Below are 14,493 nucleotides of genomic sequence, written 5' to 3'. Positions count from 1 at the left end.
TCCTGATCTGGACCTCAGCTGCCCTTGAACGAAGCCTTCCGGCGTTCAAGAAAAGCACTCGTGCCCTCACGCATGTCGTCGGTGGAAAAGGCGATCGCGAAGCCCTGGGTTTCGAAAGCCAGGCCCTGGTCGATGGCGCATTCGCCGCCTTCGATCACGGCTTCGAGAATGCCCTTGAGCGCCAAGGGCGCCGCGGCGGCGAGCTGGTCAGCCATGGCGTCCACGGTCGCGTCGAGATCCTCGGCGGACACCACGCGGGCCACGATGCCGAGCCGTTCGGCGCGCGCGGCGTCGATCTGCTGACCGAGCAGGCAGAGCTCCAGCGCCGCACCGCGGCCGGCGAGGCGGGTCAGCCGCTGGGTGCCGCCGAAACCCGGGATGAGCCCAAGGCCGATCTCGGGCTGGCCGAACTTTGCTTTTTCACTGGCTACGCGGATATGGCAGGCCATGGCCAGCTCCATGCCGCCGCCGAGGGCATAGCCCTGGACCTTCGCGATGACCGGTTTGCCAAGGCGCTCCACGGCCAACATCAGGTCCTGCCCGGCGCGCGATGCGGCCTGCGCTCTTACCGGTGCCCATGCGGTCATCTCGGAGATGTCCGCGCCGGCCACGAAGGCCTTTTCGCCGGCACCGGCGAGGACTACCACGCGAACGGCATCGTCCTGTGCGGCCTGACGAAACGCCAGCGTCAGCTCGGCGATGGTTTCCTGGTTGAGCGCATTGAGTTTGTCGGGGCGGTTGACGGTAATCGTGCGGACGGCGGCGCGGTCCGCGGTGGTCAGGTTGCGGAAAGCCATGGCGATTCCTGGCAAGGCGAAGAGAAAGGCGGATGGTAGCAGGGGAACCTTTACCCCCTTGGAGGCGTCTGATGGCGAACGGGCGGCCTCGTGGCTGATGGACTATCCTCCACGCACGCTCAAAGTTCCGGGTTCACGGAGAACGGGATGTCACCCTTGCGTTTCCTGGTCATCGCCTTGTCACTGCTCAGTGGTGCGGCGCTTGCACAGTCGGCACCGACCGCTCCGGCCTCCGGTGCGCCGGCGATCGACAAGACCAAGCTGTCCTACGCCATCGGCTACCAGATCGGTACCCAGTTCGCCAACAGCGCACAGCCCGACGTCGACATTTCCGTACTGGTGAAGGCTCTGCAGGATGGTTATGCAAAGCGTGCGCCGGGTGTGCCGATCGACGTGATGCAGCAGCAACTGGTCAACTTCGATGCGAAGGTGCAGCGCGACTCCGTCGTCGAGTTCCGTCGCGTCGCTACGGCGAACGCCCAGCGCAGCGCCGACTTCCTCGCCCGTAACCGAACGCGTCCGGGTGTGGTGACCTTGCCCTCGGGCATCCAGTATTCGGTACTTACCAAGGGTCGTGGCGCCCAGGCGCAGATGACCAGCACGGTGGTGGTGAACTACCGTGGCGCACTGATCGACGGCACCGAGTTCGACAGTTCCTACGCGCATGGCAAGCCGGTGACGTTCACCGTGAATCGCGTCATTGCCGGCTGGCAGGACGTGATCCCACGCATGCACGTTGGCGACAAGTGGAAGGTGGTGATTCCGCCGGCCCTGGCCTATGGCGAGCGGGGCGAACTGCCACGCATCGGACCGAACGAAGCCCTCGTCTTCGATATCGAACTGGTCGACATCCAGCAGTAACCCGGTCGGGGCGCTAGAATGGCCGACGGTATGGCCATCGTCCCCTCGTCAACGCTCCCCCTGACTCCCTGCACCGGCGTGTGTCGCCTCGACACGCGTGGCCTGTGCGAGGGCTGTCTGCGCACAGGTGACGAGATCGCCCGCTGGTCCACGATGGACGACGTGCAGAAGCTCTGGATCATGGACGAGGTACTGCCTCACCGGCAGGCTGGCTGATGGACGACCTGCTGGCGAGATTGCGCGGCGCGCTGCTTCCCCTGGAGGCTCCTCCGGGTCCGCGTGGCTGGAATCACGACGATATGGCCGAACTGATCGGCAATACGCCGCGTCGGCCCGCGGCGGTGCTTATCGGCATCCGCGACGACCGCGAGCAACGGGTCGTGCTCACCGTGCGCACGGATACCTTGCAGCAGCATGCGGGGCAGGTCGCTTTTCCTGGCGGGCGTGTCGAGCCCGATGACGCGGACGTCGTTGCCACGGCGCTTCGTGAAAGCGAGGAGGAAATCGGTCTGGATACCGGCATGGTCACGCCGCTTGGCTTCCTCGAAGCCTTCGAGACGATCAGCGGCTATTCGGTGACACCGGTGGTCGCGCGCATCGCCGCGAACGCCGTGTTGAAACCGGACCCGGGTGAGGTGGCGGAAGTCTTCGAAGTGCCCTTTGCCTTCTTCCTCGAGCCGGCCAACCTGCGTCGGTATACGATGGATTTTCGGGGTCATCGGCGCGACATGGTCGAGTTCCTCCACGCGGGTTACCGTATCTGGGGCGTCACCGCCGCGATCATCTACAACCTCCTCAAGCGGATGGGTCATCCATGCTGATCTCACGCACGCTGATAGACGCGGTGACCGCCGCGCAGCTGCCCGCCGACGATGTTCTCTTCGTCGACTGTCGCTTCGACCTCGCCGACGCCGGCAAGGGCGATCGCGATTACGTGGCCGCTCATATCGTTGGCGCGGTACGCGCCGATCTCGATCGTGACCTTGCAGACATGGTCACGCCGTCGAACGGACGTGGTCGCCACCCCCTGCCGGAGGCGGCATTGTTTGCCGCGTGGCTGTCGCGTGCCGGATGGCGTCCCGATCTGCAGGTGGTTGCCTATGACGGCGCCGGCGGTGCGCTGGCGGCGGCGCGGTTCTGGTGGCTGGCCCGTCTTGCCGGCATCGACAATGTCGCGGTGCTCGACGGCGGTTGGTCGGCGTGGATCGAGGCGAAGCTTCCCGTCGATGGTGCGGTGGTGCAGCGCGAGCCGACATCGGCTCATGTGGTATTCGACGCCGCCGGTACTGTCGGCGCCGATGAACTGGCTGAAGGAGTGGCGAGTGGTCACTTCCTGCTAATGGATGCGCGAGCCACGCCGCGTTATCGCGGCGAGGTCGAACCGCTGGATCCGGTCGCGGGCCATGTGCCCGGCGCAAGGAATCATCCGTTCGCCGACAACCTCGATATCCACGGCCGGTTCCGCTTGCCGGAGGAGTTGAATCGGGCGTTCAAGGCGATGCTTGGCGCGCACTCTGCTGACGATGTGGTGCACATGTGTGGGTCGGGCGTCACCGCTTGCCATAACCTGTTGGCGATGGAGTACGCGGGGCTGTGTGGCTCGCGTCTTTATGCGCCGTCGTGGAGTGGGTGGGTTAGTGACCGGTCGCGGGGTGTTGCGTTGGGTGATGCGTAGAAAAGCATCGCCGATGAATCGGCTCCCACAGAAAGCATCGCCGATGAATCGGCTCCCACAGGGAACCGCCTCGCTCTTGTAGGAGCCGATTCATCGGCGATCGGGATCACAGCGAAACGCTACGACGCTCCCGCGCACTGATCTGCGCCGCCTCGATCACCCGGATCACATCGCGCGCCGAATGCGCTTCCACCGGCATGGGCACGTTGTCGCGGATCGCCGTCGCCACGCCGTCATAGAACGCCGTGTAGCGTCCCGGTAGGGTGTCGATCAACGTCGCCGTGCCATCGGCGTCGGTGAAGCGGCCGAACAGGGTAGGGTCATCGCTGCCCCAGCCCTCGCCGCCGGGCCGACGGCCTTCGCGCAGCGCGGCTTCCTGCCCGTCGATGCCATATTTCACGAAGCTTCCGCCATCGCCGTGCACGAGATAGCGGGGGCCGGGATCGCGTACCAGCACGGAGGCGTGCAGCACCGCGCGGCGATGCCCGTAGTCGAGCACCAGATGGAAATAGTCGTCGGCCCTGGCAGCGGACCGTTGCCGGGTTACGTCGGCCGTGATGGCCTTCGGCATGCCGAAGAGTACGAGTGCCTGGTCGATCAGATGCGCGCCCAGGTCGTAGAGCAGCCCGGCGCCGGGCACCTCGGTTTCTCGCCAGCCCTGCTTGATCTCCGGTCGGAAACGATCGAAATGGGCCTCGAAATAGACGACCTCGCCGAGCCGGCCGTCGTCGACGAGGCGGCGAACGGTCAGGAAGTCGTTGTCCCAGCGCCGGTTCTGGAAGACGGACAGCTTGCGCCCGACCTGATCGGCAAGGCCGATGAGCGCCTCGGCCTCGGCGGCGTTGAGCGTGAATGGCTTGTCGACGACAACATGCTTGCCCGCTTCGAGCGCCGCGCGGGCCAGCGGGGCATGGGTCTCGTTGGGGGTCGCGATGACGACCAGCTCGATGGAGGGATCGGCCAACAGGGCCTGGGGATCCCCGTACGCCACGGCCTCGGGGAAATCCCGGCGGATTTCGTCGGTGCGGCGACTGCCGATGGCGGAAAGGCGTAGGCCCTCGGCGGCGGCGATCAGGGGCGCATGGAAGAAGGCGCCTGCCGTGCCGTAGCCGATGAGGCCGGTGCAGATCGGTTGCATGGTCGCTCCTGGGATGGACATGCGCCCAAGACTAACGCGGGCCGCCTGACCGTTTCGTTTAAAGTCGAGACCTTCATTGAAGGAGACCGCCATGGCCACGCCAAAACATGCCGCTCCCGTGCCGTCGTCGGCCATCAGCGAATGGCCCGACAAGGTCGTCCTCGTGACCGGCGGTGCGCAGGGTATCGGCCGTGGCATCGCCGAGGGCGTTCTTGCCGCGGGTGGCCGTGTCGTCATCGGCGATCTCGATGCGGAAGCGGGTAAGGCCTGCATCGACGCCTGGGCCGTCGGCGACCGCGCCGCCTTCCTCGTGCTCGATGTGGCGAAGGAGGCGAGCGTCAAGCGCTTCGTCGCGACGGCCCTGCGCCGGTTCGGGCGCATCGACGGGCTGGTCAATAACGCGGGAATCGCCAGCGCGCACACGGGGCCCCTCGAGAAGCTCGACTGGACGGAATGGAAGCACCGCATCGATACCAACCTTGGCGGCACCTTCCTGTGTAGCAAGCACGCGCTGCCTTCGTTGAAGAAATCCAATGGTGCGATCGTCAACATTGCCTCGTCGCGCGCGCACCAGTCCGAGCCGGACAGCGAAGCCTATGCGGCGAGCAAGGGTGGCATCGTCGCCTTCACCCATGCACTGGCGATCAGCGCCGGTCCGGTGCGCGTGAATGCGATCAACCCCGGCTGGATCGTCGTGGACGACTGGAAGAAACCCTCAGCCAGGCGCAAGCCGAAGCTGTCCGCGGCCGACCATGCACAGCACCCCGTGGGACGGGCGGGCGTGCCGCCGGATATCGCGGCGCTGGCGGTGTTCCTGTTGTCCTCCCAGGCGGGTTTCATCACCGGGGAGAATTTCACGGTGGATGGTGGTGTCGCCCGCAAGATGCACTACGTGTAAGCGTATTCAGGTGATCGCGTTGCGCCCTTGGCGCATGCGGATGTATTCGGCACTGCCCACGCAGAGCGTCAGCCAGGCGAGGCCCGTGGCATAGCCGGCCATCACGTCACTGAAATAATGCACCTGCAGCAGGATGCGGCTGATCCCGATGAGGGTGGTCATCGCCACCGCGACAATAACGATGGGCCGATGAAACCGCGGTGGGGTGAGCACCAGGAGCACATAGGCGAGCATGCCGTAGAACACCATCGAGCCAGAGGCGTGGCCGCTGGGGAAACTGTAACTTTTCTCGATGATGAAGCCGTGGTCGTGCAGGGGACGCTCACGCTGGAACCATGCCTTGAGCAGGCTGTTGATCACGACGGTGCCGACCAGCGTGACGATCCACGCGCTGGCCAGCCGCCAGTGCCGCCGCCAAAGGAGCGCGACGAAGACGAGTATCGCGACCGTGCCGAGCACCGCCGAGTTTCCCGTGCGCGAGAGCAGGGCCACGACGTGAAGCACCGGCCGGGGCATATTCGAGCGAAGATCGCTGGCAAGGGAAGCATCGAAGACGGTCAGGCCCGCCTGCTCGCGGACTTCCACGGCGATGGCCGTGGCGATAAGCAGGGTCGCCACGATGACGGCGATGGCGGTGGTCGGCCGCAGGAAACTGCGTGCGGCCGGATCCAGTCCTTCACGTCGACGCACGGCCCGTCGCCAGCCCACGTCGGCGCCGAGCAAGGCTACGGCGAGCAGGATCGCCCAGATCGTTATCGCGTGCTGGCTGATCCATTCCGCGTCCATTTCCTCAAGGTCCTCGTCTCGTGGCAGGATCGGTCATGTTGCCATGCCGCGCCTCCGCGGCGAGAAGGGGAAAGCACACGATGAAGATCTTGCCCGCCCGCGCCCTCCTGGCGCTCGCGTTCCTTGCCGCCGGTTCGTTCACCGCGCAAGCCGATGAAGCACCTCTGGCGCACCGGATCGTCCGGGTCACCCTCGACGGGGCGTCCGACAACGGCACGTCTGGCCGGCTGCTCCTGTTCGCCGCGCCTGCCGCCGTCGCCCGCGAGGCAGCGAAGGACGGAAAAGTGGAGGAGGTCGATACCAATCCTTTCCAGCCCAAGGCGGTGTCCGTCGCGGCGCGTGAAGTGAACTGGATCGCGCCCGGCCAGTCGGTCGATCTCGATACTGACGGCGAAGCGTTCCCGGCGGGCTTCTCCAGCCTTCCGCCAGGTGACTATATGGTTCAGGCCGTGCTCGACGTCGGCCACGATTACAACTACGGCGGCCGCCGTGGCGGCGACCTGATCAGCGAGGTGACCCCGGTCAGGCTCACCGCTGGTGGCTCCCTGCCGGTATTGAAATTGACCCGGACCGTGCCGGTCAGGGATCCGTGGCTGTTGCCGCCGACCATGCCGCAGGCGGTGCGTGACGCGCTGCCCGAGGCACGCCAGCATGCGCATGCCGAAGTGTTGCAGAGCACCTCGCTGACGGCATTCGCGGGCCACCCGCTGTCGATCCGCGCCTGGGTAGTGACGCCGCCGGGCTACGACCCGAACGGCAAGACGCGTTATCCGACCGTCTTCGTCACCCATGGTTTCGGAGGCGGCTTCGACCGCTTCGCCGGCACGATCGCCTACGTATGGACCGCGATGTCCAACAAGACCATGCCCCCGATGATCTGGGTGCTGCTCGACGAATCCGGTCCCACCGGCACGCATGAATTCGCCGACTCGGTGAACAATGGTCCCTGGGGCCAGGCGCTGACCACCGAATACATTCCCTGGCTGGAAGGCCGCTACAAGATGGACGCCAAAGTGGGCGGCCGGTTCCTCAATGGCCATTCCTCGGGCGGCTGGGCCACCCTGTGGCTGCAGACGCGATACCCGAAGGTGTTCGGCGGCACGTGGTCCACCTCGCCCGATCCCAGCGACTTCCATGATTTCACCGGCATCAACCTGTATGCGGCGAATGCCAATGCCTACAAGCGCGCCGATGGTGCGGCCTATCCGCTGATCCGCGACAAGGGCCAGGTGATCGCCACCTTCGAGACCTTTGCCCACCTGGAACGCGTGCTTGGCGCTTACGGCGGCCAGCTGGCTTCGTTCGACTGGGTGTTCTCGCCGCGCGGTCAGGACGGTCGCCCGCAGCCGATGTTCAACCGCGACACGGGTGCCATCGACCCTGCCGTCGTCGCCTATTGGCACGACCATTACGACATCGCGCAGCGCCTGCGCACGCACTGGCCGGAACTCAAGCCGGACCTCGACGGCAAGATCCACCTGATCGTGGGCACCGCGGACACGTTCTATCTCGACGGCTCTGCGAAACTTCTCAAAGACACCCTCGATGGCCTGCACGCGAAGAGTGACATCCGTTTCCTTCCGGGCAGGACGCATTTCGATCTCTACGCCGAAGGCGACGACCGTAATGCGATGCTGAAGAAGATCGCGTGGGAGATGTACGGCGTGGCAAGACCGGGGCAGGGTAAGGCTCCGTAAAAATACTGTGGGAGCCGCTTCAGCGGCGAATGAGTGCTCGCTGTATGGCCCATCGCCGCCGTAAAAACCCATCGCCGCTGAAGCGGCTCCCACAGGTTCGGGTCAACAGTGACGAGGCAAGGCATGAGCTACGAAGACCTCTGGCGGCGCTCGGTCGACGAACCCGAACTGTTCTGGGCGGAGCAGGCGCGGTTGATCCATTGGGAAACACCACCGCAGCGCATTCTCGACGAGTCCCGGCCTCCCTTCCGCCGCTGGTTCGTCGGCGGCACGACCAACCTGTGCCACAACGCGATCGACCGCCACCTCGACGAGCGTGGCGACCAGTTTGCTCTCATCGCCGTGTCCACCGAGACCGATACCACCCGCGAGATCACTTATCGCGAACTGCATCGCGAAGTGAATACCTTCGCCGCGGTCCTGATCGAACTCGGGGTGGGCAAGGGGGATCGCGTCGTCATCTACATGCCGAACATCGCCGAGGCCGTCTTCGCGATGCTGGCCTGTGCCCGCATCGGTGCGATCCATTCGGTGGTCTTCGGTGGCTTCGCCGCACACAACCTCGCATTACGCATCGACGATGCGGAGCCGGCGCTGCTGATCTGCGCCGACGCCGGTATGCGCGGGGGCAAGGTGATTCCATACAAACCGCTCATCGACGCCGCGCTGCGCGAAACGAGGGCGCCGCCACCGCATGTGCTGATCGTCGATCGCGGCCTCGACGCTGCGATGGATCGGGTGGCCGGTCGCGACGTCGACTACAACGAACGGCGCCACCAGCACGCTGGCGCGCACGTCCCGGTGGCCTGGCTCGAATCCAACGAGCCCAGTTACCTGCTCTATACGTCCGGCACCACGGGTAAACCGAAGGGCGTTCAGCGCGATGTCGGTGGCTATGCGGTGGCGCTGGCGCTATCGATGACGACGATCTTCGATTTGCATCCCGGGCAAACCATCCTTTGCACCTCGGATGTCGGCTGGGCGGTCGGCCATTCTTACAACGTGTACGGACCGCTGATCGGCGGTTGCACCGCCATCCTCTACGAGGGCCTGCCGACAGCGCCCGATCCGGGCATCTGGTGGCGGCTTTGCGAGAAGTACCGGGTACGGACCATGTTCTCCTCGCCGACGGCCATCCGTGTACTGAAGAAACAGGATCCCGCCTGGCTGTCGACGTCCGACCTCTCCGCGCTGAAGTACATCTTCTGCGCAGGCGAACCGTTGGATCAGACGACATACGAGTGGTTGTCGACGGGCACCGGCAAGCTTGTCGTCGACAACTACTGGCAGACCGAAACCGGCTGGCCCGCGGTGTCGCTGATGCCGGGCCTCGACCTCAAGCCGGTCAGGCCCGGTTCGCCGGGTTTGCCCACCTTCGGTTTTCGCATGCGGGTGATCGACGAGGCGACGGGCGATGAAAAGCCGGCAGGCGAAAAAGGGGTGCTCGTCATCGAGCCGCCCTTGCCGCCCGGCTGCCTGAGCACGATCTGGCGCGACGATGAGCGCTACGTGCGCAGTTACTTCGGGCACTTCACGGAATTGCTCTACAGCTCGCTGGACTGGGCGGTACAGGACGCGGACGGGTACCTCTTCATCCTCGGCCGCACGGACGATGTCATCAACGTGGCCGGCCACCGCCTGGGCACGCGCGAGATCGAGGAGTCGGTGGCCACGCTTGGCGCGGTGGCGGAAGTCGCCGTGGTCGGTATCGGCGACGAGCTGAAAGGCCAGTTGCCGGCCGTCTTCGCCACCCTGAAGCAGGGCGTCACTGACGATCCACGCGATGTGGCCCAGGCGATGGAGCGGCGGGTGGTCGAGTTGCTCGGTGGCGTGGCGCGGCCTGGTTGCGTGTATGTGGTCGGTGCGTTGCCGAAGACCCGCTCGGGGAAACTGCTGCGCCGGGCGATCCAGGCGCTGATGGAGGGGCTGGATCCCGGGGATCTGTCTACGCTCGATGATCCGGCGTCGCTGGAAGAGATTCGCAAGGCGATCGCCCGCGGGCCACAGTGTGGGGGTCGCGGGGCGGGCTAGGCGGCGGCGAGCACCCGTCGCCGATGAATCGGCTCCCACACAAGACCAGCGGCGACTGTGGGAGCCGATTCATCGGCGATGCTGTCTCCCGCGACGCAACAAAGCCCGAACCCCGGTTCGCGCTAAAATGGGATTCTTTACCCGGAGAGTTCCATGGCACAGCTTCCCTCGGCTGGCGGTCGCTTCCGCGCCGCACTGGCGGCCGAACAGCCGCTGCAGGTGATCGGCGCGATCAACGCCAATCATGCCCTGCTGGCCAGGCGCGCGGGCTTCCGTGCCATTTACCTGTCCGGTGGCGGCGTCGCAGCCGGCTCGCTGGGTCTGCCGGACCTCGGTATCAATACCCTGGACGACGTGCTCACCGACGTCCGCCGCATCACCGACGTGTGCGACCTGCCGCTCATGGTCGATATCGACACCGGCTTCGGGCCTAGCGCATTCAATATCGCGCGCACCGTGAAAAGCCTGATCAAGTTCGGCGCCGCCGCCTGTCACATCGAAGACCAGGTCGGCGCCAAGCGCTGCGGTCATCGCCCGGGCAAGGAAATCGTCACCACCGAAGAAATGGCCGACCGCGTCAAGGCCGCCGCCGACGCGAAGACCGACCCGGACTTCTTCCTCATCGCCCGCACCGATGCCATCGCCGTCCTCGGCGTGGACGCCGCCATCGAGCGCGCTATCGCGTGCCAGGAAGCCGGCGCCGACGCCATCTTCGCCGAGGCAGCGTACGATCTGCCGACCTACAAGCGTTTTGTCGATGCACTGGACGTTCCCGTGCTGGCGAACATCACGGAGTTCGGCCAGACCCCGCTGTTCAGCACGGAGGAACTCGGCAGCGTCGGCGTGGGCATCGTGCTTTATCCGCTTTCCGCGTTCCGCGCCATGAACAAGGCCGCCGAGAACGTCTACACCGCCATTCGCCGCGACGGTCACCAGCGCAATGTCATCGACACGATGCAGACGCGTGAGGAGCTGTACGACCGCATCGGCTATCACGAATACGAGCGTCACCTCGACGCTCTGTTTTCCAAGAAGGGTTAAGGAGAGTCACGCATGAGCGACACCACCACCACTCCCCAGCCGAAGGCAAAGAAGTCCGTCGCCCTCTCCGGCGTCGCGGCGGGCAACACCGCGCTTTGCACGGTCGGCCGTAGCGGCAACGACCTGCACTATCGCGGCTACGACATCCACGACCTTGCCGCCAAGGGCTCCTTCGAGGAAGTCGCTTACCTGCTCGTCCACGGCGTGCTGCCGAACTGGATGGAGCTCAACGCCTATCGCGCCAAGCTCAAGCGCCTGCGCGGCCTGCCGGCGCCGGTGAAGGCCGCGCTCGAGCTGCTGCCGGCCGCGACGCACCCGATGGACGTGATGCGCACCGGTGCCTCCGTGCTCGGCACCGTGCTGCCGGAGAAGGACGACCACAACATCACCGGTGCGCGCGACATCGCCGATCGCCTGATGGCCTGCTTCGGCTCGATGCTGCTGTACTGGTATCACTTCAGCCACAACGGCAAGCGCATCGAGACGGAAACCGAAGACGAGTCGATCGCCGGGCACTTCCTGCACTTGCTGCATGGGCGCAAGCCGAGCGACCTGCACTCGCACGCGCTCGACCGCTCCCTGGTGCTTTATGCCGAGCACGAGTTCAATGCCAGCACGTTCGCCGCGCGTGTCATCGCGGGTACCGGTTCGGACATGTATTCGGCCATCACCGGCGCGATCGGCGCGCTGCGTGGCCCGAAGCACGGCGGCGCGAACGAAGTGGCAATGGAAATCATCGCGCGCTACCGCGATGCCGCCGAAGCCGAGGCGGACATCCGCGCACGCGTGGAGCGCAAGGAAATCATCATCGGCTTCGGCCACCCGGTGTATACCGTGTCCGATCCGCGTAACGAGATCATCAAGGAAATCGCGCGCAAGCTCTGCACCGACGGCGGCAACCCGCGCTTGTTCGAAGTGTCGGAGAAGATCGAGAAGCTGATGTGGGAGCTGAAGAAGATGTTCCCGAACCTCGACTGGTACTCGGCGTCGGCGTACCACATGATGGGCGTGCCGACGGCGATGTTCACGCCGCTGTTCGTCATTGCGCGCACGTCGGGCTGGAGCGCGCACGTGATCGAGCAACGCCAGGACGGCAAGATCATCCGCCCGAGCGCGAACTACACGGGTCCGGAAGACCAGACTTACGTGCCGATCGAAAAGCGCTGATATAAGGAAATGTGGGAGCCGATTCATCGGCGAAAAGCCAACGGAGCGGTATGACCGGGAGGCCAATCGCCGATGAATCGGCTCCCACACAAGGCCGGGAGGCCAATCGCCGATGAATCGGCTCCCACACAAAGCAGGGGTTACAGTACGGCCGCGAGGCGGGTGGCCTTATCAATCGCGCGCTTGGCATCCAGCTCCGCCGCGACATCCGCGCCACCCACCAGCCTGACATCGACGCCGCGTGCCACCAACGCTTCGTGCAATGCGCGGTTCGGCTCCTGGCCCGCGCAGACGATGACGTTGTCCACGTCGAGCACCTGCATCTTTCCGTCGATGGTGACGTGCAGGCCGGCGTCGTCGATGCGGTCGTAGCCGACGCCGCCGATCATGCTCACTTTCTTATTCTTCAGTGTCGCGCGGTGCACCCAGCCCGAGGTCTTGTTCAGCCGGGCACCCGGACGTCCCGCCGTTCGCTGCAACAGCCAGATCTGCCGTTCGGATTTTTCCGGTTGGGCGGGCATCAGGCCACCGGGCGTGGCCATGCTCATGTCGACGCCCCATTCCTTCGTCCAGCGTGTGATGTCCATGGTGGGTGAGGGCGCCGCTTCGCTGAGGAATTCGGCCACGTCGAAGCCGATGCCGCCGGCGCCGATGATGGCAACCTTCGCGCCGACCGCGGCGTTGCCATGCAGGACATCGAGGTAAGACAACACCTTCGGGTGGTCCGCACCGGGCAGGTCGAGAGGGCGCGGCAGCACGCCGGTCGCGAGGATGACGGTATCGAACCCGCCCGTAACGAGCGAGTCGACGGTGGCATCGGTATCGAGCCGGCGCTCCACGCCGGTTTCGTCGAGGCGATGGTTGAAGTAACGCAACGTCTCGCTGAATTCTTCCTTGCCGGGGATGCGTTTGGCCATGTTGAACTGGCCGCCGATCTCGCTGGCGCGATCGAACAGGGCGACCGAATGACCGCGCTCAGCCAGCGTCGTGGCGGCGGCGAGGCCGGCTGGCCCAGCACCCACGACGGCGATACGCTTCTTCGTGGCAGTCGCCGTGATGGTGAGTTCGGTTTCATGGCAGGCGCGCGGATTGACCAGACACGATGCGCGGCGGTTCTCGAAGACGTGGTCGAGGCAGGCCTGGTTGCAGGCGATGCAGGTGTTGATCGCAGCGGGGCGACTGGCCCTGGCCTTGTTCACCCACTCCGGATCGGCGAGTAGCGGGCGTGCCATGGAGACCATGTCGGCATCGCCGTCGGCGAGGATGCGCTCGGCGACGTCGGGCATGTTGATGCGGTTGGTCGTGACCAGCGGAATGCCCACTTCTCCCTTCATCCGGCGCGTCACCCAGCTGAAGGCGCCGCGCGGCACACTGGTGACGATGGTCGGAATGCGCGCCTCGTGCCAGCCGATACCGGTGTTGATGATCGTAGCGCCGGCCGCTTCGATCGCCTTGCCGAGCGTAACGATGTCGCTCCATGGCTGTGCGTCGTCGACCAGGTCGAGCATGGACAATCGATAGATGATGATGAAGTCCTTGCCGACCGCTTCGCGCATGCGGCGCACGATCTCGATCGGGAAGCGCATGCGGTTTTCGGCGGAGCCACCCCAGCGATCCGTGCGCTTGTTGGTCCGCGCTGTGAGGAACTGGTTGATCAGGTAGCCCTCCGAACCCATCACCTCGACGCCGTCGTATCCGGCATCGCGCGCAAGCTTGGCGCTGCGCACGAACGCGTCGATGCTGCGCTCGACTCCGCCGGAGGAGAGCGCGCGTGGCGTAAACGGGGTGATCGGCGACTTGATCTTCGATGGGGCGACCGAGAACGGTTGGTACGCGTACCGTCCGGCGTGGAGGATCTGCATGCAGATTTTGCCGCCTTCCGCGTGCACCGCGCGGGTGACCTTGCGATGCCGGCCCACGTGCCAGGGCATCGACATCGTGCCGGACATCGGCTTCAGCCAGCCCTGGAGGTTCGGCGCGATGCCGCCGGTGACGATCAGGCCGACGCCGCCGCGGGCGCGCTCGGCGAAGAAAGCGGCGAGCTTGTCGTAGTCGGCCGCCTTGTCCTCCAGGCCCGTATGCATGGATCCCATCAGCACGCGATTTCGCAGCGTGGTGAAACCGAGGTCGAGCGGGGCGAGAAGATGCGGATAGGACACGGCGGGATCCGGGTTCAAACGATCGTTCGAATGATCCACGTAACCGCCGCCCGGGGCAAGGGCGACAGCACCAATCGTGCGCCGGACCAGTGGCGTTACGGCGTGTATCAGCGACTTTACAAAACGGAGTCCTCGTTCAGTTTGCGTTTTTCGCGAAACCCGCATGGGACGGCGGTCTCGTGGCAGGCGCGACAGCGGGCACGCAACTTGCTCTCTTCTATGACCCGGAACGTTGGCAGGGCG

At 65.3% G+C, this 14,493-nt stretch carries 11 protein-coding genes and 1 pseudogene; 8 read left to right on the top strand and 4 right to left on the bottom strand.

The features are described from left to right. Nucleotides 1-14: 14 nt before the first annotated feature. Complete coding sequence (locus C8J98_RS07895; protein ID WP_107912690.1) at nucleotides 15-797, bottom strand: enoyl-CoA hydratase-related protein; 783 nt, start codon at nucleotides 795-797, stop codon at nucleotides 15-17. A gap of 147 nt (nucleotides 798-944) precedes the next feature. Between C8J98_RS07895 and C8J98_RS07890 the strand changes: the two genes are divergently transcribed. The 3 genes and pseudogenes from C8J98_RS07890 (at nucleotide 945) to C8J98_RS07880 (ending at nucleotide 3,333) form a co-directional block, all read left to right on the top strand. Continuing rightward, entirely contained in the window at nucleotides 945-1,658 is a 714-nt protein-coding gene (locus tag C8J98_RS07890; RefSeq protein ID WP_107912689.1) for an FKBP-type peptidyl-prolyl cis-trans isomerase, read from the top strand. A gap of 30 nt (nucleotides 1,659-1,688) precedes the next feature. Continuing rightward, nucleotides 1,689-2,479, top strand: a pseudogene (locus C8J98_RS07885) (CoA pyrophosphatase). Further along, nucleotides 2,473-3,333, top strand: a complete 861-nt coding sequence (locus C8J98_RS07880) for a sulfurtransferase (protein WP_107912688.1) — start codon at nucleotides 2,473-2,475, stop codon at nucleotides 3,331-3,333. Before C8J98_RS07885 ends, C8J98_RS07880 begins: the two are co-directional and overlap by 7 nt. A gap of 106 nt (nucleotides 3,334-3,439) precedes the next feature. On the opposite strand, the gene C8J98_RS07875 is transcribed toward C8J98_RS07880, so the two are convergent. Continuing rightward, complete coding sequence (locus tag C8J98_RS07875) at nucleotides 3,440-4,606, bottom strand: oxidoreductase (RefSeq protein ID WP_233260166.1); 1,167 nt, start codon at nucleotides 4,604-4,606, stop codon at nucleotides 3,440-3,442. On the opposite strand from C8J98_RS07875, the gene C8J98_RS07870 reads away from it, so the two are divergent. After that, nucleotides 4,563-5,369 (top strand): SDR family oxidoreductase, encoded by an 807-nt coding sequence (locus tag C8J98_RS07870; protein WP_107912686.1) that lies wholly within the window; start codon nucleotides 4,563-4,565, stop codon nucleotides 5,367-5,369. The genes C8J98_RS07875 and C8J98_RS07870 overlap by 44 nt on opposite strands. Before the next feature lie 6 nt (nucleotides 5,370-5,375). On the opposite strand, the gene C8J98_RS07865 is transcribed toward C8J98_RS07870, so the two are convergent. Continuing rightward, nucleotides 5,376-6,155: a phosphatase PAP2 family protein gene (locus tag C8J98_RS07865; protein ID WP_107912685.1), complete on the bottom strand. Its 780-nt coding sequence runs from the start codon at nucleotides 6,153-6,155 to the stop codon at nucleotides 5,376-5,378. 80 nt (nucleotides 6,156-6,235) lie between these two features. Here C8J98_RS07865 and C8J98_RS07860 point away from each other — a divergent pair, with 80 nt between their 5' ends. The 4 genes from C8J98_RS07860 to prpC all read left to right on the top strand — a co-directional run bounded on the left by C8J98_RS07860 (nucleotide 6,236) and on the right by prpC (nucleotide 12,091). Further along, complete coding sequence (locus tag C8J98_RS07860; protein ID WP_107912684.1) at nucleotides 6,236-7,852, top strand: alpha/beta hydrolase-fold protein; 1,617 nt, start codon at nucleotides 6,236-6,238, stop codon at nucleotides 7,850-7,852. 123 nt (nucleotides 7,853-7,975) lie between these two features. Continuing rightward, nucleotides 7,976-9,883 carry a propionate--CoA ligase gene (gene prpE, locus C8J98_RS07855; RefSeq protein ID WP_107912683.1) on the top strand — a complete coding sequence of 636 codons (1,908 nt, stop codon included), beginning with the start codon at nucleotides 7,976-7,978 and terminating at the stop codon, nucleotides 9,881-9,883. A gap of 153 nt (nucleotides 9,884-10,036) precedes the next feature. Further along, nucleotides 10,037-10,924 carry a methylisocitrate lyase gene (gene prpB, locus C8J98_RS07850; protein WP_107912682.1) on the top strand — a complete coding sequence of 296 codons (888 nt, stop codon included), beginning with the start codon at nucleotides 10,037-10,039 and terminating at the stop codon, nucleotides 10,922-10,924. A gap of 12 nt (nucleotides 10,925-10,936) precedes the next feature. Continuing rightward, on the top strand, nucleotides 10,937-12,091 hold the full coding sequence (gene prpC / locus C8J98_RS07845; protein WP_107912681.1) for a 2-methylcitrate synthase: 1,155 nt from the start codon (nucleotides 10,937-10,939) through the stop codon (nucleotides 12,089-12,091). 140 nt (nucleotides 12,092-12,231) lie between these two features. Here prpC and C8J98_RS07840 read toward each other — a convergent pair whose 3' ends face one another. Next, nucleotides 12,232-14,250, bottom strand: coding sequence for an NADPH-dependent 2,4-dienoyl-CoA reductase (locus tag C8J98_RS07840; RefSeq protein WP_199229855.1), 2,019 nt, complete (start codon nucleotides 14,248-14,250; stop codon nucleotides 12,232-12,234). Between the last annotated feature and the right edge of the window lie 243 nt (nucleotides 14,251-14,493).

This window comes from Luteibacter sp. OK325, from assembly GCF_003050935.1.
Lineage (GTDB): Bacteria > Pseudomonadota > Gammaproteobacteria > Xanthomonadales > Rhodanobacteraceae > Luteibacter.
Note: the sequence above shows the minus strand (reverse complement) of the source record. Positions and strands in the feature narration are given on the sequence as shown.

Bases quoted from the DNA above. Each gene is read 5' to 3' on its own strand.
- C8J98_RS07865 (WP_107912685.1), bottom strand. From the start codon at position 6,155: ATGGACGCGGAATGGATCAGCCAGCACGCGATAACGATCTGGGCGATC.
- C8J98_RS07895 (WP_107912690.1), bottom strand. From the start codon at position 797: ATGGCTTTCCGCAACCTGACCACCGCGGACCGCGCCGCCGTCCGCACG.
- C8J98_RS07890 (WP_107912689.1), top strand. From the start codon at position 945: ATGTCACCCTTGCGTTTCCTGGTCATCGCCTTGTCACTGCTCAGTGGT.
- C8J98_RS07875 (WP_233260166.1), bottom strand. From the start codon at position 4,606: ATGGCCGACGACGGCACGGGAGCGGCATGTTTTGGCGTGGCCATGGCG.
- C8J98_RS07860 (WP_107912684.1), top strand. From the start codon at position 6,236: ATGAAGATCTTGCCCGCCCGCGCCCTCCTGGCGCTCGCGTTCCTTGCC.
- prpB (WP_107912682.1), top strand. From the start codon at position 10,037: ATGGCACAGCTTCCCTCGGCTGGCGGTCGCTTCCGCGCCGCACTGGCG.
- prpC (WP_107912681.1), top strand. From the start codon at position 10,937: ATGAGCGACACCACCACCACTCCCCAGCCGAAGGCAAAGAAGTCCGTC.
- C8J98_RS07870 (WP_107912686.1), top strand. From the start codon at position 4,563: ATGGCCACGCCAAAACATGCCGCTCCCGTGCCGTCGTCGGCCATCAGC.
- C8J98_RS07880 (WP_107912688.1), top strand. From the start codon at position 2,473: ATGCTGATCTCACGCACGCTGATAGACGCGGTGACCGCCGCGCAGCTG.
- prpE (WP_107912683.1), top strand. From the start codon at position 7,976: ATGAGCTACGAAGACCTCTGGCGGCGCTCGGTCGACGAACCCGAACTG.